This is a genomic window from Nocardia flavorosea NBRC 108225, assembly GCF_001613385.1.
Classification (GTDB): Bacteria; Actinomycetota; Actinomycetes; order Mycobacteriales; family Mycobacteriaceae; genus Nocardia; species Nocardia flavorosea.
Genome location: NZ_BDCG01000012.1, coordinates 209,577 through 232,381 on the forward strand (window position 1 = coordinate 209,577; position 22,805 = coordinate 232,381).

Here is a 22,805-nt window from a genome sequence, read left to right on the forward strand (position 1 = left end):
CGGTCCACGTGTGATTCGGCCGCGTGGTGCCGGGTACGCGAGCGTCATGGAATTACTCGTGATCATCGGGATCGCGGTCCTCGTCGCCGCAGTCGTCGGCTACCGGCGGTTGACCGGGCGGCGGCCGGACGAGCCCGAATCCCCCGACAACGACGGCCGATGAGTCCCTCGCCGCGCCGGGGCATCGGACCTGGCGCGGGCACTACCGCCGATGCTCTCCGGTCCGTGCCGCCGCCGAGACGACCGCCGCCCCGTCCTGCTCCCGCGACCGGCGGGCTGAACGTCGCGCGGCTCCGCGGACAACTACCTGCCCGCCTGCTGCCGTCCGGCGGGGACACCGGAGGTAGAGCCGGTTCATCCTCTCCCGCACGACACACGGCGATCCGCTGATAGCGCTGCCGACACCACCGCGGCGCACCGGCGCTGCCGCCGGGAAGTGCCGGTACTCCGCGACGGGTCGCCTCGGCGCGATCGAGAACGACGGAGTGATGACCACCCTCCACCCGACCCGTCCGGTATGAGCGACGAGCGATTACTCGACAGTGTTTCGATCTTGTGGCGAATGGGCATCCCTCCCTGCGGACCCGATGTGCGCGGCGCGCACAAGCCGGGCTCCACGTATGCTCTCGCCGGCGACGCGCGCCGCGCCGGTGCCCGGTCCGGTCGTGGCGAGGCCGCGACAGCCTGGTCGCACCGGACAGGTGGAGGTCTGATCCTGGATACGTTGTGGACCTTCGTGGTGGATCGTCGCCACCAGCTTTTCGTGGATTCGTATCTGCATGCCTCGGCGGTACTGCAATCACTGTTGATCGCGACGGCGATCGCAGTGCTGATCGGTGTGCTGGTCTATCGCAGCCCGGTGGGTTCCGCGGCCGCTACCGCCGCGGCCGGCACCATTCTCACCGTGCCGTCGTTCGCACTGCTCGGCCTGCTGATCCCGGTATTCGGACTGGGTGTCGTACCGACGGTGATCGCCCTGGTGCTGTACGCACTGCTGCCGATTCTGCGCAACACCCTGGTGGGTCTGTCGGCGGTCGACCCGGCGGTCGTCGATGCGGCGCGCGGGGTCGGGATGAACCGGTTGCGGGTACTGACGGCGGTGGAACTCCCGCTGGCCTGGCCGTCGATCCTCACCGGGATGCGGGTCAGCACCCAGCTGATCATGGGCATTCTCGCCCTGGCCGCCTACGCCAAAGGGCCGGGTCTGGGCAATCTGATCTTCTCCGGTCTGGCCCGGCTCGGCAGCCCGAACGCGGTGCCGCAGGCGCTGACGGGCACGGTGCTCATCGTCGTACTCGCCCTACTGCTCGACGGGATCTTCCTGCTCGTCGGCCGTTTCACCGTTCCGAGGGGGATCCGTGACTGATACTGCTACCGCCACCGGAAAATCGGCGGTTTCCGGTGTCGAGATCGTGCTCGACGCTGTCACCAAACACTATCCAGACCAGCCGCATCCGGCAGTCGACGCCGTATCGATGACCATCCCGGCGGGGGAGATCGTGGTTCTGGTGGGACCTTCGGGCTGCGGAAAGACCACCACCATGCGGATGATCAACCGGTTGATCGAACCCACCTCCGGCAGGGTGACCATCGACGGCCGCGATGCCGCGACAATGGACCCGGACCGGTTGCGCCGCGGGATCGGGTATTCGATCCAGCAGGCGGGCCTGTTTCCTCATATGACGGTCGCCCGCAATATCGCCACCGTCCCGGGTCTCATCGGCTGGGATCGGCGGCGGATCGCCGCACGCACCGACGAAATGCTGGAACTGGTGGGTCTGGACCCGGGCACCTATCGGCGGCGCTATCCGCGGCAGCTGTCGGGGGGCCAGCAGCAGCGGGTCGGAGTGGCACGGGCGCTGGCCGCCGATCCGCCGGTACTGCTGATGGACGAGCCGTTCGGCGCCGTCGACCCGATCACCCGTGGGCTGTTGCAAGACGAACTGCTGCGGTTGCAGGCGGAACTGGGGAAAACGATCGTGTTCGTCACCCACGATTTCAACGAGGCGGTCAAGCTCGGGGACCGGATCGCCGTCCTCGGCAACCACTCCCACATCCTGCAGTACGACACCCCCGCCGCGATCCTCGCCGATCCGGCGGACGAGACGGTGGCCGGTTTCGTCGGCGCCGATGCCTCGCTCAAACAGCTGACCCTGACCCGTATCCGGGATGTCGAACTCGGCGCCTGCCCCACCGTCACCGAGGACGATCCGATCGATGCTGCCCGCGCGGCGGTCGGGGGTGCGGACTGGGCCCTGGTCCTCGATCCCCGCCGGCGCCCGCTGCGCTGGATCTCCGCCGAACAACTCGCGCGCGCGAAGGCGGTCCGGGGCACCGGAATTCCGCTCGGCGAAACCCTGTCCATGGCATCGACATTGCAGGACGGCCTCGAGGCATTGCTCACCGACCGCAACGCCAGCGGCGTTGTCACGGGACCGCACGGCGAATACGCCGGTCTGATCACCATCGATACGCTGGTCGCCCATCTTTCGGCATTGCGCGCCGCGCACGGTGGTACGGATGCCGTGACGGAAGCACCGGCATGACGGCGCAACTCGCACCCGATACCGGAAATCCCCCGGCACTGCGACGGGGCGAGGGCGCGCGGCTGCTCGTCCAACCGGTCCTCGTCGTGCTGCTCACGGTCGGAGTGCTGGTCTGGGCGTTACGGCGCGACCTCACCGTCACCCAGCAGGCCAGCCTGAGCGCGGGCAATATCGCGGCCGTCACCTGGCAGCATGTGCTCATCAGCGCCACGGTGGTGCTGATCGTGATCGCCGTGGCGGTGCCACTGGGTACCCTGCTCACCCGGCCCGGTTACCGAAGGCTCGCGCCGTTCTTCGTCGGTATCGCCAATATCGGGGCGGCCGCCCCCGCCATCGGATTGATTGTGCTGTTCTACCTGGCCACCAGGACCACGGGGTTCTGGATCGGGGTCGCACCGATCGCGTTCTATTCGCTGCTGCCGGTGCTGCGCAACACCATCCTCGGTTACCAGCAGGTGGATCCGCTGCTCATCGACGCCGGGCGCGGACAGGGGATGTCGGCGGCAACAGTACTGCGCCGGATCGAATTCCCGCTGGCCGTCCCGTATATCCTGGCCGGTCTGCGCACTTCACTGGTCCTGGCGGTAGGCACGGCGACCCTCTCGTTCCTGGTGAGCGCCGGCGGTCTCGGCATTCTCATCGACACCGGATACAAACTGCGCGATAACGTCACCCTGGTCGTCGGCGCGGTACTGGCCGTGGCGCTGGCGCTGCTGGTGGACTGGCTGGGCGCCGTCGCCGAGCGCATGCTCGGGCCGAGGGGGCTGCGATGAGTGCGCGCCGGGCTTCCCTGAATGCGTCAGGCCGGGTGGGCAGGACCGGCCGCCTCCACATGCTGCGTGTTCTGTTGCTCGCCGCCGTCGTCGTGCTCGCGGGTTGCGGTCTGCAATCGGGTAGTGCGGTGCCGCTGCAGGTGGGTCCCGGCAGTATCCGGCCGGTGCCCGCGCTCGAGGGTGTCCCGGTCACGGTGGGGTCCAAAGATTTCACCGAACAACAGATACTCGGCTACATCATCGAATTCGCGCTGGTCGCCGCCGGAGCCGAGGTACGCGATCTGACGAATATCCAGGGCTCCAACAGTTTGCGCGACGCCCAGCTCAGCGGGCAGATCGATATCGCCTACGACTACACCGGAACGGGCTGGGTCAACTATCTGGGCAACGAAACACCGGTCCCGGACGAACAGGGCCAGTTCGAGGCGGTCCGCGATGCCGACCGCGCGGCCCACGGGATGACCTGGGCGGCGATGGCACCGATGAACAACACCTACGCGCTGGCCACCGCCCGGCGCACCGCCGAAAGCACCGGCGTCTGGTCGCTGTCGGATTACGCCGAACTCGTCGCCACCGACCCGGCCGCGGCCGCCACCTGCGTCGGCACCGAATTCAATGTGCGTCAGGACGGCTATCCGGGGATGGCCCGCGCCTACGGTATCGACGAAAGCCAGGTGACCAAAAGAATCGTCCAGGACGCCGTCGTCTTCCAGGCGACCGCCGATGCCCGCCAGTGCGCGTTCGGTTCGGTCGCGGCCACCGACGGCCGGATCCCCGCTCTCGACCTGGTCCTGCTGGCCGATGATCGCGCATTCTTCCCGAAGTACAATGCTGCGCTGGTGATGCGCACGGAATTCGCCGACGCGCACCCGGAGGTCACCACGATCATGACCCCCATTTCGCGCTTGCTGACCAACGAGTCGATCACCGAACTGAACCGTCTGGTCGATGTGGAGGGGCGCGAACCTGCGGAGGTCGCGCGGGACTGGATGGTCGAGAACGGCTTCGTCACGGCGGAGTGACAGGCCGATTCGCCTCAGTGGAGTGACAGGCCGGTACTAGCCCTCGGCGGAGTGACCGGACTGTTCGGGACAGTGGACCACGGATCGGCCGGCGCGGCGATACGACAGCTAGGAGGCGGTGAATTGGTTGCCCCGGACGGCCCGCAGATACCGTCTCCCGCACCGGCCAGATCGGTGCTTTTCGGATTACCGCCCGCGGGCCGCCGGTTTCCCGGAGCCGTCCGGGCCGCGGTGGCCTTCGGCGCACCGGCTCTGGTCGCGGTAGCGCTGGGGCACGAACAGCAGGGTCTGATGGCGGCGATGGGCGCCCTGGCGGTGATCTTCGGCGAGGGGCAGGTCTACCGGCGCCGGTGGCGTGTGATCGGCGCGGCCGCGCTGTCGCTGATGCTTGCGGCGTTCGCCGGCGGACTCACCGGGGAATTGATCCAGACCCGGCTCGCCGCCGGCGGGTCGCACTGGTGGCAGCTGGCCCTGGTGGTGTTGATGTCGGTGGTCGCGGTGGCGGGCACCTTCGTCAATTCGGCGCTACGTCTCGGCCCGCCGGGCGGGTTCTTTTTCGTTCTCGCCGCCGGTGTCGGCGCGCTCATCACCGGACACGGGGTGCCGGCCGGGGAAGTGGGGCTGTGGACCGCCATCGGGGGTCTCAGTGCGCTGATCGTCGGCATGTCGGCCGTGCTCACCCGTGCCGATCCGCCCGAACAGCGGGCGGTGACGGATGCGGTCGCGGCGGTGGACGACTACGCCGCGCTCGACCCCGCCGCTGCCGACACCGCCGGCGCCCGCTATGCCACCGCGATGAAAGTGCAGACGGCATGGGCACTGCTCGACGACGCCCGGCGCACCGGGCCGGGTGCGAACGGCGCGGTGGACGAGCTCCGCCACGCCCAGCGCGCGTTCGCCGCGGCATTGCACCGCAATCACACCGGTGACAACGCATCGGATCTGCTCTTCGACACCGGCAGGCCGGCCCCGACACCGCGTCCGTCGTTGCGGTACCGGCTACTGCGCTCGGTATCGCCGGACAGCCATGCCGTGGTGTCGGCGAACCGGATCGCGATCGCGGCGCTGCTGGCCGGCAGCCTGACCGTCGCGCTCGATCTGGGACGCCCCGACTGGGCGGTGGTCACGGTCACGGTGCTGTTGCACCAGGGACCGGACCGGGTTCGCGGCACCTATCGAGGTGTGCACCGTATCGGTGGAACCGCACTCGGATTGGTGCTGTTCGCGGGCCTCTACGCTCTCGAACCACGTGCCTGGTTCCTGGTACTGATCTTGATGTCGTTGCAGTTCGCGATCGAAACGCTCGTCGCCCGCAACTACGGGCTGGCCGTCGTGTTCATCACCCCGCTGGCTCTGCTGATGGGTGGTGGCGGCCGCTACGGCGATATGGTCCCCGTGGTCCTCGACCGGCTGCTCGAGAGCGCCCTCGGTGTGCTGATCGGCCTGGCGGTGCTGTGGTCGATGGATCGCCGCGCGCACCGGCGGGTGCTGTTGCGCAACGATCAACGGATCCTCGAAGTACTCGACCGGCTGCTGCGGCTCATGGCCTCACCCCCGCCCCAGCGCACCGCATTCCCCGAGGTGCGGCGGGAGCTGGAATTCGAACTGATGGGGTCGACGCTCGGCGCACTCGACGCCGCGCACAACGAACCCGAGTGGATGCGCACGCATTGGATTCGCCACCAGCGCATCCGCCGACTGGGTCACCAGGTCCTCGCCGCCGAGTTGCCGCCGGACGCGCCTGTCGATCGGCAACGGCTGGACCAGTGGTCCCGCAGTCTCACGGAGCTGGCGTAACCGGCTCGGTGGGCGCGGGCCCCACACGTACGCCGGAACCAGCCAGATGAGCCCCGGACCTGCACCGGCGTATCCCCTCTCGGATCCCGGACCGTGGCGCCCGAGCTCTCAGGGAACGATCGGTTCCCGTAGCAGCGTCTCCAGATCGGCCCGATCACCGTCGACGGTCAGCTCCGCCTCGTCCAGGGTGATCCGGCCCCACAGCAGCAGCGCCAGTCCCTCGGCGCTACCCGAAACCCGCAGCGGCACCTCGTCGATATCGTGGCCCGCGCCGCCGAGCACCCAGCCCGGGGCCGGTTCGAGATCTGTGGCCACCAGGGCGAGCGGGTACGGCAGCGGTTCCCTCCGGCCGATACCCACCTGGCGGGGATGGAAAACCGTGACCACCTCGTCCACGGCGTCCGCCCAGACCTCCGGCAAGGCCCGCATCAGGCCCAGTGCGGCCTTGCCCGCGATCGCAGCGCGCAGATCATGGCCGTGTACGAGGGTTTCGTGGACCTGCCGACGATGCCAGAACGATACCGGCCCTTCGCCCATCGGCTCCGGGTAGGCCAGGATGCGGGCGGTCGCCGCCGGATCCAGTGCGGCGAGGGTTTCGCGTAACTCGGTGGCACAGCCGGCGTAGTGGTCGGCCAGGTCGAACGGACCCTCGCCCAGCCGCGTCGCCTTCTCGGCGCGCGCATTCGCCGCCGCCCAGTGATGCACGAACGCGAGATGTTCGACGAGTTCGCGGACCGTCCAATCGCCGCACGCCGGAACGACCGCCGCCGGATCGGCGTCGGGAATCGAAGCGAGGAACTCGCCCTGGAAATCGGAAAGCAGCAGCGGAAAATCGAGACCGGAAAGCGCACTCATGGCGTCAAGCTACCGCAGGCCACCGACACTGAGGATCCGCTCGGCTCCGCGGTGGTCGCCCGCGCCGATACGATTTGCGGCATTGCCTACATCCACGTCAAGGCCCGGCACTCGGCAAACCGCGGTTGCGTTCCCGGAAGGGCCATCGGCAAGCGATCCGGCTCACCGGTCACGGGTTCTCAGCCTACGGCCGAACCGTACGCTGTCTGTGGCCGAGGTCGGTGAACTGAAAGTGGCCTGGTCAAGGAAGCTGCCGTCGGATCCGTCGCCGGTCACGATCGCAAGGATTCGGCAGGGCGGTATTTCGCGTCGTTCGTGGTCGTGGTCGAGGATCGGTCGCTGCCGGAGGTCGATTCCGCGGTGGGTATCGATCTGGGGTTGTCGAGGTTCGCGGTCTTTTCGAATGGGGCGAAGATCGACAGTCCGCGGTTTCTGCAGCAGGCCGAACGCCGGTTGAAGAAGGCGTAACAAGGTTTGTCCTTCAGGTTCGGGAGGAAGTCGAGAGCCACAGCAGGTCGGCGACCACGACTCGATCCGCCGCCGGTGCGGCTCGTAAGGTTCGGGGAAAAGCACGATCTTCAGGGTCAGCACACCCAGCCCCCGCACTCCGGTGAAGTCGAACTCGGATGAGACCGGTTCAGCCGATCGGCAGCCGCGAGTCCAGCAGGAACGGCAGCAGGAAATCGCTCAGCAGGGCGCGCTCCTCGGCCTCGTCCGCGGGCGGCAGCGTCAGCAGTGACACCATGATCCGCACCGCCCACCGGCCCAGCCGTTGCACCGCGGCGGGCGGCAGATCGGGCCGGAACCGTGAGACGAACGCGGTGACGAGGGCGTCGATCACCGCCGACGAATCCGCCAATCGGGCCACGATTCCCGCATTCGCCGGTTCGAACCAGACCGCCAGATGGGGAGTTTTCCGGGTTTCGGCCAGCGTGGCGGTGATTCCGTCCAGGAGCTGTTCGGCCCGGTCGGGGCCCTCCAATTGCTGGTCCCGCCAGACCCGTTCGATCAGCTGGGTCGCCTCACGTCCGGCGAAGGCCACGTACAACGACTGCCGGCTGTCGAAATACCGGTAGAGCGTCGCGCGCGAACACCCTGCGGCCTCGGCGATCTCGGCCATACCGACCGTTCCGGCGCCCTTGTCGATCACCAGGGCCCGGACGGCATCCAGAATTCGCTCCGCCGCCAGTTCGCTTCGCCCACCGGCAAGCCAGTCACCACTCATGCGCCGCCCCGCACACCGGCGCTCCGCCGCACCGAGTCCGGCACGCTCATGCCGCACACCGGAACGGAACACTGGTGGGGCGCCGGACATACGGCCCGGGAGCGTAGGTGACGGCGTCGATATCCACCTGGTACTCCGGGAAACGGTCGAGCAGTTCTTCCAGCGCCACCCGCGCCTGCATCCGGGCGGCGGCCGCGCCGAGGCAGTGATGCGGGCCGTGACCGAAAGTCATGATGCGTTGCGGATTGCGCTCGATATCGAGTTCCGCCGCATCGGCGCCGAAGGCCTGTTCGTCGCGGTTCGCCGAGCCGTACACCAGGAGCACTTTACGGCCCGCCGGGATCGTCCGGCCGTTCAGCTCCACATCGCGCGTCGTGGTGCGGGCCAGCCCCTGCACCGGAGAGGTGAGCCGGGCGAATTCCTCGATCGCCGGCCGGATCTGTTCGGGGTCGGCGGCGAGCGCGGCCCGCTGCTCGGGGTGCTGCTGCAACAGTTGAACGGCACCGCCCAGGAGCCCGGTGGTGGTGTCGTTTCCGCCGGAGACCATGGTCCAGGTGTAGGCCAGGATCTGCACCAGTCCGTTCGCATCGGTATCGTCGGCCGCCATCCCGGCCTGCACCAGCAGAGAGACGGTATCGTCGCCCGGGTCGGTGCGCCGCCGTTTGATCAGTTCGGCGAAATAGCCCAGCATCTGCATCGACGCCGCCTGCGCATCCGCGGTGCGCTGGGTACTCGCCGCGACGACGGCATCGGTCCAACCGTCGAAGAGCGGCCGGTCCTCCTCCGGAACACCCAGGTAGTAGGCCACCACCATGGTCGGCAGAGGTTTGAAGAGGTCGGCGACGATATCGCCGCCGCCCTGATCGGCCAGCCCGTCCAGCCGCTCCCTGACGAACCGGCGGACCACGGGTTCCACCTCCGCCACCTGCCGCGGCGTGAAACCCGCGGCCACCAGTTTGCGGAACTCGGTGTGCTCGGGTGGATCCTGCATCACCATCGGCGGGTTGGCGGTGAGGTTGATCTTCTCGAGTTCGCCGTACTCCACAGTCAGCCCCTGCCCCGACGAGAAGGTGGCGACATCGCGCGCTGCCGCGTACACGTGCTCGTGCCGGGTGAGCACCCAGTAGTCGTCCGCCGGGTGTCCGGGGGGAACGACCCGATGTACCGGGTCGTGCTCCCGCAAACCGGCGTACATCGCCCACGGCGACCGCCACGTCTCCCCCGAGCGCAACTCGAAATATGCCTCGCCCTGATACGTCCGACCCGTCATGTCACAACAATAAGACAAAATCATCACTTTGTCTGACAAATCGTTCGATCGAGAACGCTCGGGAGCAATCCACATACCTCCCGGGGGGAGTGAAGCCCTCCCGTCGACCGGAGAGGAGGGGCATAGTTGGGATCACCCCGAAATAAACCCTGGCACCCGCAGGTGGAACGCCCATAACCTCGGCGGGCCGCAACGGCGTATCCCGGCCGAGGCAGCCGGAAAGTACGCTTGACCGTTCCCGACCCATACAGAAGGACATCGCGATGACCGATTCCACCCCGCCGCCGAATCCTGCCGACGGCTGGAGCTTCGAGACCAAGCAGATCCACGTGGGCCAGGTTCCCGACGGCACCACCAATGCCCGCGCCCTGCCGATCTACCAGACCACGTCCTACACCTTCCGCGATACCGAGCATGCGGCCGCGCTCTTCGGCCTGGCCGAACCCGGCAATATCTACACCCGGATCATGAATCCGACCCAGGACGCGGTGGAGCAGCGGATCGCGGCCCTCGAAGGCGGCGTGGCCGCACTCGTGCTGTCGTCGGGGCAAGCCGCCGAAACCCTGGCGATCCTCAACCTCGCCGGTGCCGGTGACCACATCGTCTCCAGTCCGCGGCTCTACGGCGGCACCTACAACCTCTTGCACTACACCCTGCCCAAACTGGGTATCGAGGTGTCGTTCGTCGACGAACCCGACGATCTCGGCCAGTGGCGCGAGGCAATCCGCCCGAATACGAAGGCCCTCTACGGGGAGACGGTGTCCAACCCGCAGAACCATATCTTCGATATCCCGGGTATCGCCGAGGTGGCACACGCCGCCGGTATCCCGCTTATCGTCGACAACACCGTCGCCACCCCGTATCTGATCCAGCCCCTGGCGCACGGCGCCGATATCGTCGTCCATTCGGCGACGAAATATCTGGGCGGTCATGGTGCTGCCATCGCGGGCGCAATCGTCGACGGCGGCACCTTCGACTGGACCGTGCGGACCGAAGACGGCCCCCGCTTCCCCGGATTCACCGAACCGGATCCGAGCTACCACGGCGCCGTATTCGCCGATCTGGGCGCACCGGCGTTCGCGCTCAAAGCCCGGGTCCAGCTGCTGCGTGACCTCGGCCCGGCGGTCGCTCCGTTCAATGCGTTCCTGATCAGCCAGGGCCTGGAAACCCTGAGCCTGCGGATGGAACGGCATGTTCAGAACGCTCAGGCCGTCGCCGAATTCCTCACCGAACGACCGGAGGTCACCTCGGTGTCGTACGCCGGTCTGCCGTCGTCGCCCTGGTACGAGCGCGGTAAGCAGCTCGCGCCGAAGGGCACCGGCGCGGTGATCTCCTTCGAACTGGCCGGCGGCGTGGATGCGGGGAAGAAATTCGTCGACGCGCTCACCCTGCACAGCCACGTCGCCAATATCGGTGATGTGCGCTCGCTGGTGATCCACCCGGCCTCGACCACACATTCCCAGCTGACGCCCGAGGAGCAGATCAGCTCGGGCGTTACGCCCGGTCTGGTCCGGCTGGCGGTCGGTATCGAGGGAATCGACGATATCCTCGCCGATCTGCGCGCGGGGTTCGCGGCCGCGGCCGGCTGATCCCGGCCACCCGGCTGTCGAGAACCGGAGAGCCGGACCTCGCCCACGGGCGGGTCCGGCTTTTTGCTGTCACCACCGGCCGGCCGGCGCCGCAGCCACGACGGGGTCACCGGCCCGGAGTCCCGGCCGGGGCCCGATGGCGGCCGTCCGGGCGTCCTCCGGACCGGACCGGACGCGTTCACACCGGTGGCCGGTCCCCGCCTGCGGCCCGGGCGGTCTCCGGTGAGCCGCTCATATCGGGACGCACGGCGTACCCGACGAATACACATGCAGTACGCAACGCACGGCCAGGATGATGGCGTCGGCCAATTCGGCGGGCGTATAGGCGAACGGGTGCATGAACGCGGTCCTCCGAGTGCAGGGCCGGGATCGTCCCGGCCGGCGGACATTCTTTGCGTGAAGCCTCCCTTCAGAGTGCGCGCTGGACCCGGTTCGCGCGCCGATTCGCCGGACACAGCTCCACATCGACTTCGCGCGTCACCGTCCGGCGCCCCGCAGGCCCTCCTGCGACGGTTTACCGCACCCACGGCCGAACCGGGCAGCGATCCGCCGGCGCACCGCGCGCTCATCCCGGATAGCCGCCACGCGCCCTGTCGGGCGCGGACCGCGCCTTCGCGGCCGGAGCAGGCCCTCACCCGCATCCCGAGCAAGCTACGCACCGGCGGCCGGAGCAGGCCGTTCTTCGTCGCCTGTACCGCAGCCGCCCGGACGGCGCGCAAGGAAGACGTCAAGGCGGAGGCGGAGGGCGTAAAGGACTCGTCAACGAGCTGGGTACCGAGGCCGGCGACTCGTAGTTTCGACCCGGTTGGGCAGCCGCAGTCGTTCGGCTGCGTCGCGCTGCCCACGGTTCCGGAATGGAGGCGGACGTGTCGATCCTGGCCTATCTCCTGGTCACGGTCGCGGTATTCGGTGTGCTCGGGTTCGTACAGCGGATGGCGGAGCGACTGTGAACATCGTCAATGCCGTGGGCCTGGTCCTGGCCGTCGTGGTCATCGGATTGATGGTGGCCGCCCTGCTGTTTCCCGAGAGGTTCTGAGTGAGTACAACCATCGCGGGTGTGCTGTTCCTCGGCACGCTGGTGGCAGCGCTGGCCGCGGTACATGTGCCGCTGGGGGACTATATGTACCGCGTCTACACGCGCACCACCCATTCCCGCTTCGAACGCGGGCTCTACCGGTTGGTCGGCGCCGACCCGGACCGCGAGCAGACCTGGGGTGGTTATGCCCGTAGCGTCCTCGCCTTCTCCGCGGTGAGCATGGTCTTCCTGTTCGTCCTGCTGGCGGTGCAGCACAAACTGCCGTTGTTCCCGGACGAGTCAGCCACCCCGATGACCGCCGCCCTGGCCTGGAACACCGCCGCCAGCTTCGTCACCAACACCAACTGGCAGAACTATCCGGGCGAGTCCACGCTGGGCCCGCTGGCCCAGGCCGCGGGGCTGACCGTACAGAATTTCGTTTCCGCCGCGGTCGGGATGGCCGTCGCCATGGCCGTCGTCCGCGGCCTGGCGCGTTCACGCGGCGGCACCCTCGGGAACTTCTGGGTCGATCTGGCGCGCGGTACGCTGCGCATTCTGCTACCCATCTCGACGGTGGCGGCGATTGTGCTGATAGCCGGCGGGGTGATCCAGAACGTCCACCTCAACGATCAGGTGGTCACCACACTCGGTGGAGTCCGGCAGAATCTGCCCGGCGGGCTCATCGCGAGCCAGGAGGCCATCAAGGATCTCGGTACCAACGGCGGCGGCCCGTTCAATGCGAATTCCGCGCACCCGTTCGAGAACCCCACAGCGTGGACCAACTGGGTGGAGATCTTCCTGCTCACGGTGCTCGCGTTCTCGTTGCCCCGCACCTTCGGCCGCATGGTCGACAGCCGCAAACAGGGCTGTGCGATCGCCGCCGTCATGACCGTGCTCGCACTGGTCAGCGTCAGCTCGGTCAGCGTTTTCCAGCTCCAGCACCACGGCACCGTGCCGGCCGCGGTCGGGGCATCCATGGAAGGCGTCGAACAGCGGTTCGGCGTGGCGAATTCGGCGACATTCGCCGCCGCCACCACTCTCACCTCCACCGGCGCGGTGGATTCGATGCACGATTCCTACACCGGCCTCGGCGGCATGATGCTCATGTTCAACATGCAGCTCGGCGAGGTGGCGCCCGGCGGCGTCGGCTCGGGCCTGTACGGCATGCTCGTGCTGGCGCTGATCACGGTGTTCGTCGCCGGACTGATGGTCGGGCGTACCCCGGAATATCTCGGGAAGAAGATCACTCCCCGCGAGATCAAGTTGGCTGCCGCCTATTTCCTGGTGACGCCGGTGATCGTACTGACCGGGACCGCGCTGGCCATGGCGATGCCGGGGCAGCGCGCCTCGATCCAGGATCCCGGACCACACGGCCTGTCCGAGGTGCTGTACGCCTTCACCTCGGCCGGCAACAACAACGGCTCCGCCTTCGCGGGCCTGTCCGGAAATACCGAATGGTTCAACACCGCCCTCGGCCTGGCCATGCTCTTCGGCCGGTTTCTCCCGATGATCCTGGTGCTGGCCCTGGCCGGTTCTCTCGCGAAACAACGCACCACACCCGCGTCGGCGGGAACCCTGCCGACGCATCGGCCGCAATTCGTCGGTCTGGTCGCCGGGGTCACCGTAATCCTGGTCGCTCTCACCTTTCTGCCCGCGCTGGCGCTCGGGCCGCTCGCCGAAGGACTTCACTGATGTCCGCTCCCACCATCGAATCCGATCCCGTGCCCGCAGCGCCGCTGCATGCGAAGAGCCGGGTCCGCGGTGGTCTGCTCGATCCGCAGATGCTGCTGACCTCGCTACCGCAGGCGGTGCGCAAACTGGATCCGCGCACCCTGTGGCGCAATCCGGTGATGTTCATCGTCGAGCTCGGCGCGGTCTGGGCGACGGTGCTCGCGATCGCCGATCCGAGTTTCTTCGCCTGGGCGATCGTCGTCTGGCTGTGGCTCACCGTGGTGTTCGCCAACTTCGCCGAGGCGCTGGCCGAGGGACGCGGTAAGGCCCAAGCCGATACCCTGCGCCGCGCCAAGGCCGATACCGCCGCCCGCCGGCTGGTCGACTGGGCCCCCGGTGCCGCGCCCACCGAGGAACCCATTGCCGCGCCGCAATTACGCCGCGGCGACCATGTCGTCGTCGAGGCCGGGCAGATGATTCCCGGCGACGGCGATGTGGTGGAAGGGATCGCCTCGGTGGACGAATCTGCCATCACCGGCGAATCCGCACCCGTGATCCGGGAATCCGGCGGCGACCGGTCGGCGGTCACCGGCGGCACCACGGTGCTGTCGGACCGGATCATCGTGCGTATCACGCAGGAACCGGGCCAGAGTTTCATCGACAAGATGATCGCGCTGGTGGAGGGCGCCGCCCGGCAGTAGACCCCGAACGAGATCGCACTGAATATCCTGCTGGCCGCGGTCACGCTGATCTTCGTGGTCGCGGTGGTCACCCTGCAGCCGATGGCGATCTACGCGGAGAACAACAATCCCGGCGTACCCGACAGTCTCGCCCTCGGCAACTACGGGATCACCGGGATCGTGCTCGTCTCCCTGCTGGTGTGCTTGATCCCGACGACCATCGGCGCCTTGCTGTCGGCCATCGGTATCGCGGGGATGGACCGGCTGGTGCAGCGCAACGTCCTGGCCATGTCCGGCCGGGCCGTCGAAGCCGCGGGTGATGTGAACACGCTGCTGCTGGACAAAACCGGCACGATCACCCTCGGTAACCGGCAGGCCACACAATTCGTACCGCTGTCCGGGGCCGGCGAACAGGAGCTGACCGATGCGGCGCAGCTGTCCAGTCTCGCCGACGAGACACCCGAGGGCCGGTCCATCGTGGTGTACGCGAAGGATGTCTACGGGCTGCGCGAACGCACCCCGGGCGAACTCGCGCACGCCGAATGGGTGCCGTTCACCGCGGCCACCCGAATGTCCGGGGTGGATATCGACGGTGTCCGGTTGCGCAAGGGCGCCGCGAATTCGGTGGCGCAGTGGATCCGCAGCAACGGCGGTGCGGTACCGGCGGAACTCGATACGGTCGTCGACGGTATCTCGGAAGGGGGCGGCACCCCGCTCGTCGTCGGTGAGATCCGCGACGGCCGGGCTCGGGTTCTCGGCGTGATCCGCCTCGAGGATGTGGTGAAACAGGGGATGCGGGACCGTTTCGCGGAAATGCGCCGGATGGGCATCCGCACGGTCATGATCACCGGTGACAACCCGCGTACCGCCAAAGCGATCGCCGACGAAGCCGGCGTGGACGATTTCCTGGCCGAGGCCACGCCCGAGGACAAATTGGCGTTGATCCGGCGGGAACAGGAAGGCGGGCGGCTGGTCGCGATGACCGGCGACGGCACCAACGACGCGCCCGCTCTCGCGCAGGCCGATGTCGGGGTCGCGATGAATACCGGTACCTCGGCCGCCAAAGAGGCCGGGAACATGGTCGATCTCGATTCCGATCCGACCAAACTGATCGACATCGTCGAGATCGGCAAACAGCTGCTCATCACCCGCGGAGCGCTGACCACCTTTTCGATCGCCAACGATATCGCCAAGTACTTCGCGATCATCCCCGCATTGTTCGTCGGGCTGTTCCCGGGGCTGGATCTGCTGAACATCATGCGGCTGGCCAGTCCGCAGTCGGCGATCCTGTCGGCGGTGATCTTCAACGCGCTGGTGATCGTGGCCCTGATCCCGCTGGCCCTGCGCGGAGTGCAGTACACGCTCGGGAACGCGGCGAAACTGCTCGCCCGCAATCTGTCGATCTACGGGCTGGGCGGAATCATCGCGCCGTTCCTCGGGATCAAACTGATCGACCTCATCGTCCAGCACCTACCCGGGATGTCCTGATATGCCTGTCTCCGATCTGATCCGCCGGCATACCGCCGCGCTCCGGGCGCTGCTGATACTGACCGTGATCACTGGTTTCGCCTACCCCGGGATCGTCTGGGTGGCGGGGCAGTTACCAGGGCTGCACGACAAATCGCACGGTTCGATCGTCGAGGCCGGCGGCCGGCCCGTGGGCAGTTCCCTGCTCGGCCAGTCGTTCACCGATCCGAACGGCGACCCGATCGCCTGGTACTTCCAGAGCCGTCCCTCGGCGGCCGGCGACGGTTACGACAGCCTCGCCTCGGGCGGCAGCAATCTGGGCCCGGAGAACATCGTCGACACGCCCGCCGACCCGGCCCTGCTCGCGACCGGATCCGACCCGGAATCGGCCGGATTCACCCCGAGCCTGCTCACCCAGGTCTGCACGCGCAGCCGTGAGATCGGCCTGCGCGAGGGGGTCGACGGTGCCCGGCCGTTCTGCACAGCGGACGGGGTCGGCGCGGTGCTCTCGGTCATGGGTACCTACACCACGGACGGTGCGGTGATTCCGGAACGGGTGGTCAGCGTCAACGAACCCCGCCGGGCCGGGCCCACGCCGGTGTTCCGCACCGAATACCAGGGGGTGCCGGTGGAATGCGCACAGTACGACGAGGACTATTCGACCGGGCGGATCGTGCCGATCGCCGGGGACGCACCCAGCGAACCGGCGGTCCCCGCGGATGCGGTGACCAGCAGCGGCAGCGGCCTGGATCCGCATATCTCGCCCGCCTACGCCGAGATCCAGGTGAACCGGGTGGCGGCGGCGCGCGGTATCGAATCGGCCGCTGTCCGCGAGATCGTCGCGGCGCACATCAGCGGCCGGGTCCTCGGTTTCGCCGGAGAACCGCGGGTCCACGTCCTCGAACTCAACCTCGATCTGGACAGCCGCTACCCCGTGCCCGGCACCGCGGCGAGCGAGTGAGGGCGTGGTGAGTGGGGAACACAGCGCGCAAACCTGCCCTCCAGGAGCAGGCCCCCGCATCGCCGACCGTGTTGGTACGGTCGAACGTATCGTCGCCGCCGGGCGGGCGGAGAGGCGAAACGCCTGTGCAGCGGATGTAAGACCTTCACGTCGGGAGGCTATGTGCTGTGAAGCAGGAACCCACCGAGATGCCGGAGTGGGGCGTGGCAGGAATCCCGGTTGTTCGCAGCCGGGAGGATGTCGAATGATTCGAACGTGATCGCTACACCTCACCGTCCCCCAGGTGAGCTGCGTATCTACCTGGGCGCAGCCCCTGGGGTCGGTAAAACGTTCGCGATGCTGGGTGAGGCGCACCGGCGCCTGGCGCGCGGCCAGGATGTGGTCGCCGCCGTGGTCGAGACGCATGGCCGCGCACAAACCGCGGAACTGCTGGCGGGAATCGAACAGGTCCCCCGGGTCGCGATCTCCTATCGCGGCACGGTGCAATACGAACTGGATGTGGACGCCGTCCTGGCGCGGCGGCCCGATCTGGTGCTGGTGGACGAACTGGCACATACCAACACCCCGGGCAGCCGGAACCGTAAGCGGTACGAGGATGTTCAGGAATTGCTAGCCGCCGGGATCACCGTGGTGTCCACCGTGAACATTTAGCATCTCGAGGGTCTCAACGATGTGGTCGAGCAGATCACCGGCGTCACCCAGCACGAGACCGTGCCCGATGCGGTGGTGCGCGCCGCCGACCAGATCGAACTGGTCGATACCACCCCGGAAGCGCTGCAACGGCGGATCACGCTGGGCAATGTGTATGCGCCGGAGAAGGCCGATGCGGCACTGGCGCACTACTTCCGGCGCGGCAACCTGACCGCACTGCGCGAACTCGCCCTGCTGTGGCTGGCCGACCAGGTGGATGCGGCGCTGGCGAAATACCGGGCCGACCACCGGATCACCGCCACCTGGGAAGCCCGGGAACGGGTGGTCGTTGCCGTGACCGGGGGCCGCGAATCGGAAACGCTGGTGCGGCGGGCGGGCCGGATCGCCGCGAAATCCAGTGCCGAACTGCTCGTCGTCCATGTGGTCCGCGGTGACGGACTGACCGGCGTGGCTGCGCCGCGGATGGCGGCGGTCCGGAAACTGGCCGCGCACCTCGGTGCGGAACTGCATACGGTCGTCGGCGACGAGGTCCCGGCCGCGCTGCTCGATTTCGCCCGCACGGTCAACGCCACCCAGCTGGTGCTCGGCACCTCCCGCCGATCGCGCTGGGCGCGGATGTTCGACGAGGGCATCGGCGCGGAAGTGGTGCAGCATTCCGGCAAGATCGACGTACATATGGTCACTCACGAGGCCGCGGGCCGCCGGCAGCGGCGGCGGCGACCCCGTCCGAAAGCGCGCCGCACCGCGGCCTGGATCGCCGCATTCGCCGTACCCTCGGCGATTTCCGCGCTCCTGGCCGCCTGGCTCGACCGCTACCTCGATCTGGTGAGCGAGAGCGCGCTGTATTTCGTGGCCGTGCTGGCGGTCGCGTTGTTCGGCGGCGTGCTACCGGCGGTCGCGTCGGCGTTGATCGCCGGGCTGCTGCTCAACGTCCTGTTCACCGATCCCCGCTACAGCGTCACCATCCAGGAGCCGAACAGTTCCTGGGTGGCGGTCCTGCTGCTGGTGGTGGCGGTCGCGGTGGCGGTCCTCGTCGATACCGCCGCGCGCCGCGCCGAACAGGCCGGGCAGGCGTCCCGGGAGGCCGAACTGCTCACCCTGTTCGCGGGCGCGGTGCTGCGCGGCGCCGACCCGACCGCCCTGCTGGAAAGGTTGCGCCAGACCTACGGTCAGCAGGCAGTGAGCCTGCGCCACCGCGAGCGCGGCGCGCTCGCCGCGGTCGGTACGGATCCGCCCGAACGCGCGGATGCGGCCGATACCACGATCGAGGTCGGCGACGGGGAGTATGCGCTGCTGTTGTCCGGCCCGACCCTGCGCGCCCGCGACCGGCGGGTCCTGGAGGCGGTGGCGGGTCAGGCCGTCGGCCTGGTCCAGCAACGCCGGCTCACGGAAGAAGCGAACAAGGCCGCGGCACTCGCCGAGGCCGACCGGTTGCGCCGCGATCTGCTCTCGGCGGTCAGCCACGATCTGCGTACCCCGCTGGCGGCGGTCAAGGCCGCGGTCTCGAGCCTTCGTTCCGACGATGTCGAATTCTCCCCCGCAGACCGGGCCGAATTGCTCGCCACGGTGGAGGAATCCGCCGATCAGCTCACGGCGCTGGTCGGTAACCTGCTCGATTCCTCCCGGCTCGCCGCGGGGGTGGTGCGACCGCGGTTGCGGCCGGTGTATCTGGACGAGGTGGTGCACCGGTCGCTGGTCAGCGTGGGAGTGAGTCCGCGCGGAGCGCGCCGCGGAGCGCTCGACCGGGTGCGGGTCAGTGTCGGGACGACGGTGGTACAGGCCGACCCCGATCTGCTGGAACGTATTCTGGCCAATCTCGTCGACAATGCGCTGCGCTACGGCGCCGAATCGGAGGTGACGATCGATGCCGCGGCGGTGGACGGCCGGATCCTGGTCCGGGTGGTCGACCACGGGCCGGGTCTGCCCGGCGCCGATCCCGAACGGGTTTTCGACTCGTTCCAGCAGCTCGGCGACCGGGACAACACCAGCGGTCTGGGGCTGGGTCTCTCGGTGGTCCGCGGGTTCGCCGACGCCATGGGCGGCGCGGTGAGCGCCGCCCCCACTCCCGGCGGGGGGCTCACCGTCACCGTCGATCTCGCGGTCGTGGACGGCCGCACCGATACGTCGCCCACGGAGGTTTCGCCATGAAGACCGGATCACAGCCGGAGCACGGTGCGCAGCAACCCACCGTGCTGGTGGTCGACGACGAACCGCAGATCCTGCGGGCGATGCGCATCAATCTCTCGGTACGCGGCTACGACGTGGTCACCGCGGCCACGGGCGCGGGCGCGCTACGGGCGGCGACCGAACGCAAACCCGATGTCGTGGTGCTCGATCTCGGGCTTCCCGATATCGATGGGATCGAGGTGCTCGCGGGTCTGCGCGGCTGGACCAGGGTGCCGATCATCGTGCTGTCCGCCCGCACCGATTCGGCGGACAAGGTGGACGCCCTCGACGCCGGCGCCGACGACTACGTGACCAAACCATTCGGAATGGACGAATTCCTCGCTCGGTTACGCGCGGCGCTGCGCCGGGCCGCGGATGCGGTCGAACCCGGCGAACCGGTGGTGGTCACCGATTCGTTCACCGTGGATCTGGCGGCGAAGAAGGTGATCAAGTCGGGCGCCGAAGTCCATCTGACCCCCACCGAATGGGGTGTGCTGGAAATGCTGGTGCGCAACCGCGGGAAACTCGTGGGCCGGCAGGAGCTGCTGCGCGAGGTGTGGGGTCCGGCCTACCAGTCCGAAACCCATTACCTGCGCGTCTATCTGGCCCAGTTGCGCCGGAAACTGGAGGTTGATCCGTCCCACCCCAAACATCTGGTCACCGAACCGGGGATGGGCCACCGCTTCCGGGAGTGACCGGTCAGGGGGTGACGATCGGGAAGCGCGGATCCGGTGTGTCCAGCAGGCCGATGAATGTCTGCAGCAGGCTTTCGTCGCCCTTCATGGTCACTCCCTCGAACCCGCCGCCGCTCACCGCCCTCAGCAGTTGGGCCTTGGTCAGGGTCAAGGTGAGATCCGCGGGGCCGGGGGCCGGCGTCTCCGCTGTCGGCGTGCGGTGGGTCAGAGCGCCGTGGGAGAGGGTCAGCCGGTGCACACGGTTCTCGTCGGTCAGCTCCCAGTCCATGACGAAATCGGCCGCCGCGGCGCGCGGGCCGTCGATCCGGACGGCGAGGGAGTCGACGATCATGTCCAGCGTCAGCGCGGTCAGCATCTCCGGGCCGGCGGTGCTGGTCCCCATCGGACTCGGACCGGTGCGCAGTTCCTCGGCGCCGACGAGGTAGAAGTTGCGCCATGTGCCGTTCTCGGCGCCGTGGCCGAGCCGCCGGTAGACCTGCGCCAGCTCCTGTTTGGCGCCCTCGTGCGCCGGTTCGGCGAATACCGCATGGTGCAACAGGGTGGCGGCGAAGCGGAGATCCCCCTCGGCGGCATATTGCCGCCCCTTGGCGACGATCGCGTCGATTCCGCCGTAGTCGGCGACATATCGCTGCGCCAGTTCGGCCGGTGGATGTTCCCAGAGATGCGCGGGATTCCCGTCGAACCAGCCCATGTACCGCTGATAGATCGCCTTGACGTTGTGGCTGGTGGAACCGTAGTAGCCGCGGTTGGCCCACAGTTTGTCGAGCGCGGGCGGAAATTCGAACTGCTCGGCGATTTCCGCGCCCGTGAACCCTTGGTTGGTCAGGCGCAACGTCTGGTCGTGCAGATAGGCGTACATATCCCGTTGCCCGGCCAGCCAGGCCGTCCAGTTCTCCCGGCCCCAGGTCGGCCAATGATGAGAGGCGAAGGCGATATCGGCCTTGTCGCCGAAACGGGCGATGGCCTCGTCCAGGTACCGGGCCCAGACCCGGGAATCGCGCACCACGGCACCACGCAGGGTGAGCACATTGTGCATATTGTGGGTCGCGTTCTCGGCCATACAGAGTGCGCGGCGGCCGGGGAACAGGAAGTTCATCTCGGCCGGCGCCTCGGTCCCCGGGGTGAGCTGGAAAACGATTCGGACGCCGTCGATCTCTTCTTCCTGCCCGGTCCGGGTGATGTCGACGGTCGGCGGGATCAGGGTGACGGTTCCGGTGGACGTGGTCATTCCGAGCCCGGCGCCGATCTGCCCGTCGGGTGCCTTGTCGAGCACCGCGCCGTACATGAAGATCGCGCGCCGGTTCATCGCATTGCCGGCGTATACGTTCTCGCTCACCGCGTGCTCGAGGAAACCCTCGGGAGCCAGAACCGGGATCGGCGGATGCCCCTCGGGCACCACTCCCCGCGCCCCGCCGAAATGGTCGACGTGCGAATGGGTGTAGATCATTCCGGTGACCGGGCGGTCACCGCGGTGGGCTCGATACAGCGCCAGCCCGGCGGCCGCGGTCTCCGCCGAGATCAGCGGATCGATCACGATGACGCCGTCGCGGCCCTCGACGAAGGTCATATTCGACAGGTCCAGGTTGCGTACCTGATAGATCCCCTCGGTGACCTCGAACAGTCCTTGTTTGTTGCAGAGTTGCGCCTGCCGCCACAGGCTCGGGTTCGCGGTGGACGGGCAGTCACCGTCGAGGAACCCGTAGGCGCCGGTATCCCAGACCACGCTCCCGTCGGCGGCTTTCACGACCGGCGGGTCGAGTTCGGCGATGAACCCCCGTGCGGCATTCTCGAAATCGGTGGTGTCGTCGAAGTCCACCTGCATGGTCATGGTTACCTCACTCTGCGATGTCTCGGCTGATGAAGCGGTACGGCGCGGAGGTTCGAGCACCCGTCCGTCCGGTGGTCGACCGGAACCGGGACGGGAGCACCGGCGTTGCCCACGCTAACGCGGTCCTCAACACGCACGTATCACCTGCGGCGGGTGAGTTCGTCGCCCGGCTCGGACACCACGGAGTTAGGGCGAATTCATCCGGTGCGGGTGAAGTCCGATCCACCGCCGGAGCGGCACACTCGGGCTGAACCGCCAGCCCACTGTTCGGAGGATCCGATGGCAAGACAGGACGCACCGAAGCCGGCACTGCTGTCTCGTATCACAGTGAACCAGTGGGTGGCCGCCGTCCTGGTCGTGCTGGCCGTCGTGTTCATCGCCCAGAACCGCAGCCGGGTGGATATCAATTTCCTGCTGGTCACCGTTCGTTCGCCGATGTGGCTGATCCTGCTGATCATGTTCCTCGTCGGTGCGCTCGCGGGCCTGCTGATCAGGCGCCGGGCCCGCCGCTGAGTTACCGGATACTGCCCGCGCCCCGGGGGCGTGCGGCCGTTACCGAGGTACGGCATGCCGATGAGGCCCGTAGTTTCTCGA

At 67.9% G+C, this 22,805-nt stretch carries 17 protein-coding genes and 2 pseudogenes; 15 read left to right on the top strand and 4 right to left on the bottom strand.

Annotated features, from left to right (window positions below; all coding sequences use genetic code 11):
* Positions 1-10: 10 nt before the first annotated feature.
* The 6 genes from NFL01S_RS35415 to NFL01S_RS13970 all read left to right on the top strand — a co-directional run bounded on the left by NFL01S_RS35415 (position 11) and on the right by NFL01S_RS13970 (position 6,138).
* Complete coding sequence (locus NFL01S_RS35415) at positions 11-163, top strand: hypothetical protein (RefSeq protein ID WP_157116523.1); 153 nt, start codon at positions 11-13, stop codon at positions 161-163.
* A gap of 552 nt (positions 164-715) precedes the next feature.
* Positions 716-1,366 carry an ABC transporter permease gene (locus NFL01S_RS13950; protein ID WP_062975868.1) on the top strand — a complete coding sequence of 217 codons (651 nt, stop codon included), beginning with the start codon at positions 716-718 and terminating at the stop codon, positions 1,364-1,366.
* On the top strand, positions 1,359-2,546 hold the full coding sequence (locus tag NFL01S_RS13955) for an ABC transporter ATP-binding protein (protein ID WP_062975189.1): 1,188 nt from the start codon (positions 1,359-1,361) through the stop codon (positions 2,544-2,546). The genes NFL01S_RS13950 and NFL01S_RS13955 overlap by 8 nt, the downstream gene beginning before the upstream one ends.
* Positions 2,543-3,319, top strand: coding sequence for an ABC transporter permease (locus tag NFL01S_RS13960; RefSeq protein WP_062975192.1), 777 nt, complete (start codon positions 2,543-2,545; stop codon positions 3,317-3,319). The genes NFL01S_RS13955 and NFL01S_RS13960 overlap by 4 nt, the downstream gene beginning before the upstream one ends.
* Before the next feature lie 59 nt (positions 3,320-3,378).
* Positions 3,379-4,341, top strand: a complete 963-nt coding sequence (locus NFL01S_RS13965; protein WP_062975196.1) for a glycine betaine ABC transporter substrate-binding protein — start codon at positions 3,379-3,381, stop codon at positions 4,339-4,341.
* A gap of 123 nt (positions 4,342-4,464) precedes the next feature.
* Positions 4,465-6,138, top strand: coding sequence for an FUSC family protein (locus NFL01S_RS13970; protein WP_157116525.1), 1,674 nt, complete (start codon positions 4,465-4,467; stop codon positions 6,136-6,138).
* Between the two features lie 108 nt (positions 6,139-6,246).
* Here NFL01S_RS13970 and NFL01S_RS13975 read toward each other — a convergent pair whose 3' ends face one another.
* On the bottom strand, positions 6,247-6,993 hold the full coding sequence (locus tag NFL01S_RS13975; protein WP_062975201.1) for a maleylpyruvate isomerase family mycothiol-dependent enzyme: 747 nt from the start codon (positions 6,991-6,993) through the stop codon (positions 6,247-6,249).
* A gap of 321 nt (positions 6,994-7,314) precedes the next feature.
* On the opposite strand from NFL01S_RS13975, the gene NFL01S_RS36100 reads away from it, so the two are divergent.
* On the top strand, positions 7,315-7,461 hold the full coding sequence (locus NFL01S_RS36100) for a transposase (protein ID WP_168433904.1): 147 nt from the start codon (positions 7,315-7,317) through the stop codon (positions 7,459-7,461).
* Positions 7,462-7,630: 169 nt separating this feature from the next.
* Here NFL01S_RS36100 and NFL01S_RS13980 read toward each other — a convergent pair whose 3' ends face one another.
* Together NFL01S_RS13980 and NFL01S_RS13985 are read right to left on the bottom strand one after the other, a co-directional pair.
* Positions 7,631-8,218, bottom strand: a complete 588-nt coding sequence (locus NFL01S_RS13980) for a TetR/AcrR family transcriptional regulator (RefSeq protein ID WP_062975870.1) — start codon at positions 8,216-8,218, stop codon at positions 7,631-7,633.
* 46 nt (positions 8,219-8,264) lie between these two features.
* The gene (locus NFL01S_RS13985) at positions 8,265-9,488 is read right to left on the bottom strand and encodes a cytochrome P450 (protein ID WP_062975204.1); all 1,224 of its coding nucleotides are present in this window, start codon (positions 9,486-9,488) and stop codon (positions 8,265-8,267) included.
* Positions 9,489-9,751: 263 nt separating this feature from the next.
* Between NFL01S_RS13985 and NFL01S_RS13990 the strand changes: the two genes are divergently transcribed.
* From NFL01S_RS13990 to NFL01S_RS14020, 7 genes and pseudogenes are all read left to right on the top strand, one after another.
* Positions 9,752-11,077 (top strand): bifunctional o-acetylhomoserine/o-acetylserine sulfhydrylase, encoded by a 1,326-nt coding sequence (locus NFL01S_RS13990; RefSeq protein ID WP_062975207.1) that lies wholly within the window; start codon positions 9,752-9,754, stop codon positions 11,075-11,077.
* Between the two features lie 946 nt (positions 11,078-12,023).
* A complete protein-coding gene (locus NFL01S_RS13995; RefSeq protein ID WP_062975210.1) occupies positions 12,024-12,113 on the top strand; it encodes a hypothetical protein in 90 nt (29 codons plus the stop codon).
* Complete coding sequence (kdpA, locus tag NFL01S_RS14000) at positions 12,114-13,784, top strand: potassium-transporting ATPase subunit KdpA (RefSeq protein ID WP_062975213.1); 1,671 nt, start codon at positions 12,114-12,116, stop codon at positions 13,782-13,784.
* Positions 13,784-15,931 (top strand): annotated as a pseudogene (kdpB, locus tag NFL01S_RS14005) (potassium-transporting ATPase subunit KdpB). The gene kdpA and the pseudogene kdpB overlap by 1 nt, the downstream one beginning before the upstream one ends.
* Position 15,932: 1 nt before the next feature.
* The gene (locus tag NFL01S_RS14010; RefSeq protein ID WP_062975215.1) at positions 15,933-16,871 is read left to right on the top strand and encodes a potassium-transporting ATPase subunit C; all 939 of its coding nucleotides are present in this window, start codon (positions 15,933-15,935) and stop codon (positions 16,869-16,871) included.
* A gap of 237 nt (positions 16,872-17,108) precedes the next feature.
* Positions 17,109-19,670, top strand: a pseudogene (locus NFL01S_RS14015) (sensor histidine kinase).
* Positions 19,667-20,383 (top strand): response regulator, encoded by a 717-nt coding sequence (locus NFL01S_RS14020; protein ID WP_062975218.1) that lies wholly within the window; start codon positions 19,667-19,669, stop codon positions 20,381-20,383. Before NFL01S_RS14015 ends, NFL01S_RS14020 begins: the two are co-directional and overlap by 4 nt.
* 4 nt (positions 20,384-20,387) lie before the next feature.
* On the opposite strand, the gene NFL01S_RS14025 is transcribed toward NFL01S_RS14020, so the two are convergent.
* Positions 20,388-22,205 (bottom strand): alkyl/aryl-sulfatase, encoded by a 1,818-nt coding sequence (locus NFL01S_RS14025; protein ID WP_210744795.1) that lies wholly within the window; start codon positions 22,203-22,205, stop codon positions 20,388-20,390.
* A 285-nt stretch (positions 22,206-22,490) separates the two neighbouring features.
* Between NFL01S_RS14025 and NFL01S_RS14030 the strand changes: the two genes are divergently transcribed.
* A complete protein-coding gene (locus NFL01S_RS14030; RefSeq protein ID WP_062975224.1) occupies positions 22,491-22,724 on the top strand; it encodes a lipopolysaccharide assembly protein LapA domain-containing protein in 234 nt (77 codons plus the stop codon).
* Positions 22,725-22,805: the final 81 nt, after the last annotated feature.

What these genes read in the sequence shown, in the direction of transcription:
- NFL01S_RS13975 (WP_062975201.1), bottom strand. Translation starts at nt 6,993, where the DNA reads ATGAGTGCGCTTTCCGGTCTCGATTTTCCGCTGCTGCTTTCCGATTTC.
- NFL01S_RS13960 (WP_062975192.1), top strand. Translation starts at nt 2,543, where the DNA reads ATGACGGCGCAACTCGCACCCGATACCGGAAATCCCCCGGCACTGCGA.
- NFL01S_RS14030 (WP_062975224.1), top strand. Translation starts at nt 22,491, where the DNA reads ATGGCAAGACAGGACGCACCGAAGCCGGCACTGCTGTCTCGTATCACA.
- NFL01S_RS13990 (WP_062975207.1), top strand. Translation starts at nt 9,752, where the DNA reads ATGACCGATTCCACCCCGCCGCCGAATCCTGCCGACGGCTGGAGCTTC.
- NFL01S_RS14010 (WP_062975215.1), top strand. Translation starts at nt 15,933, where the DNA reads ATGCCTGTCTCCGATCTGATCCGCCGGCATACCGCCGCGCTCCGGGCG.
- NFL01S_RS14020 (WP_062975218.1), top strand. Translation starts at nt 19,667, where the DNA reads ATGAAGACCGGATCACAGCCGGAGCACGGTGCGCAGCAACCCACCGTG.
- NFL01S_RS14025 (WP_210744795.1), bottom strand. Translation starts at nt 22,205, where the DNA reads ATGCAGGTGGACTTCGACGACACCACCGATTTCGAGAATGCCGCACGG.
- NFL01S_RS13985 (WP_062975204.1), bottom strand. Translation starts at nt 9,488, where the DNA reads ATGACGGGTCGGACGTATCAGGGCGAGGCATATTTCGAGTTGCGCTCG.
- NFL01S_RS13980 (WP_062975870.1), bottom strand. Translation starts at nt 8,218, where the DNA reads ATGAGTGGTGACTGGCTTGCCGGTGGGCGAAGCGAACTGGCGGCGGAG.
- NFL01S_RS13965 (WP_062975196.1), top strand. Translation starts at nt 3,379, where the DNA reads ATGCTGCGTGTTCTGTTGCTCGCCGCCGTCGTCGTGCTCGCGGGTTGC.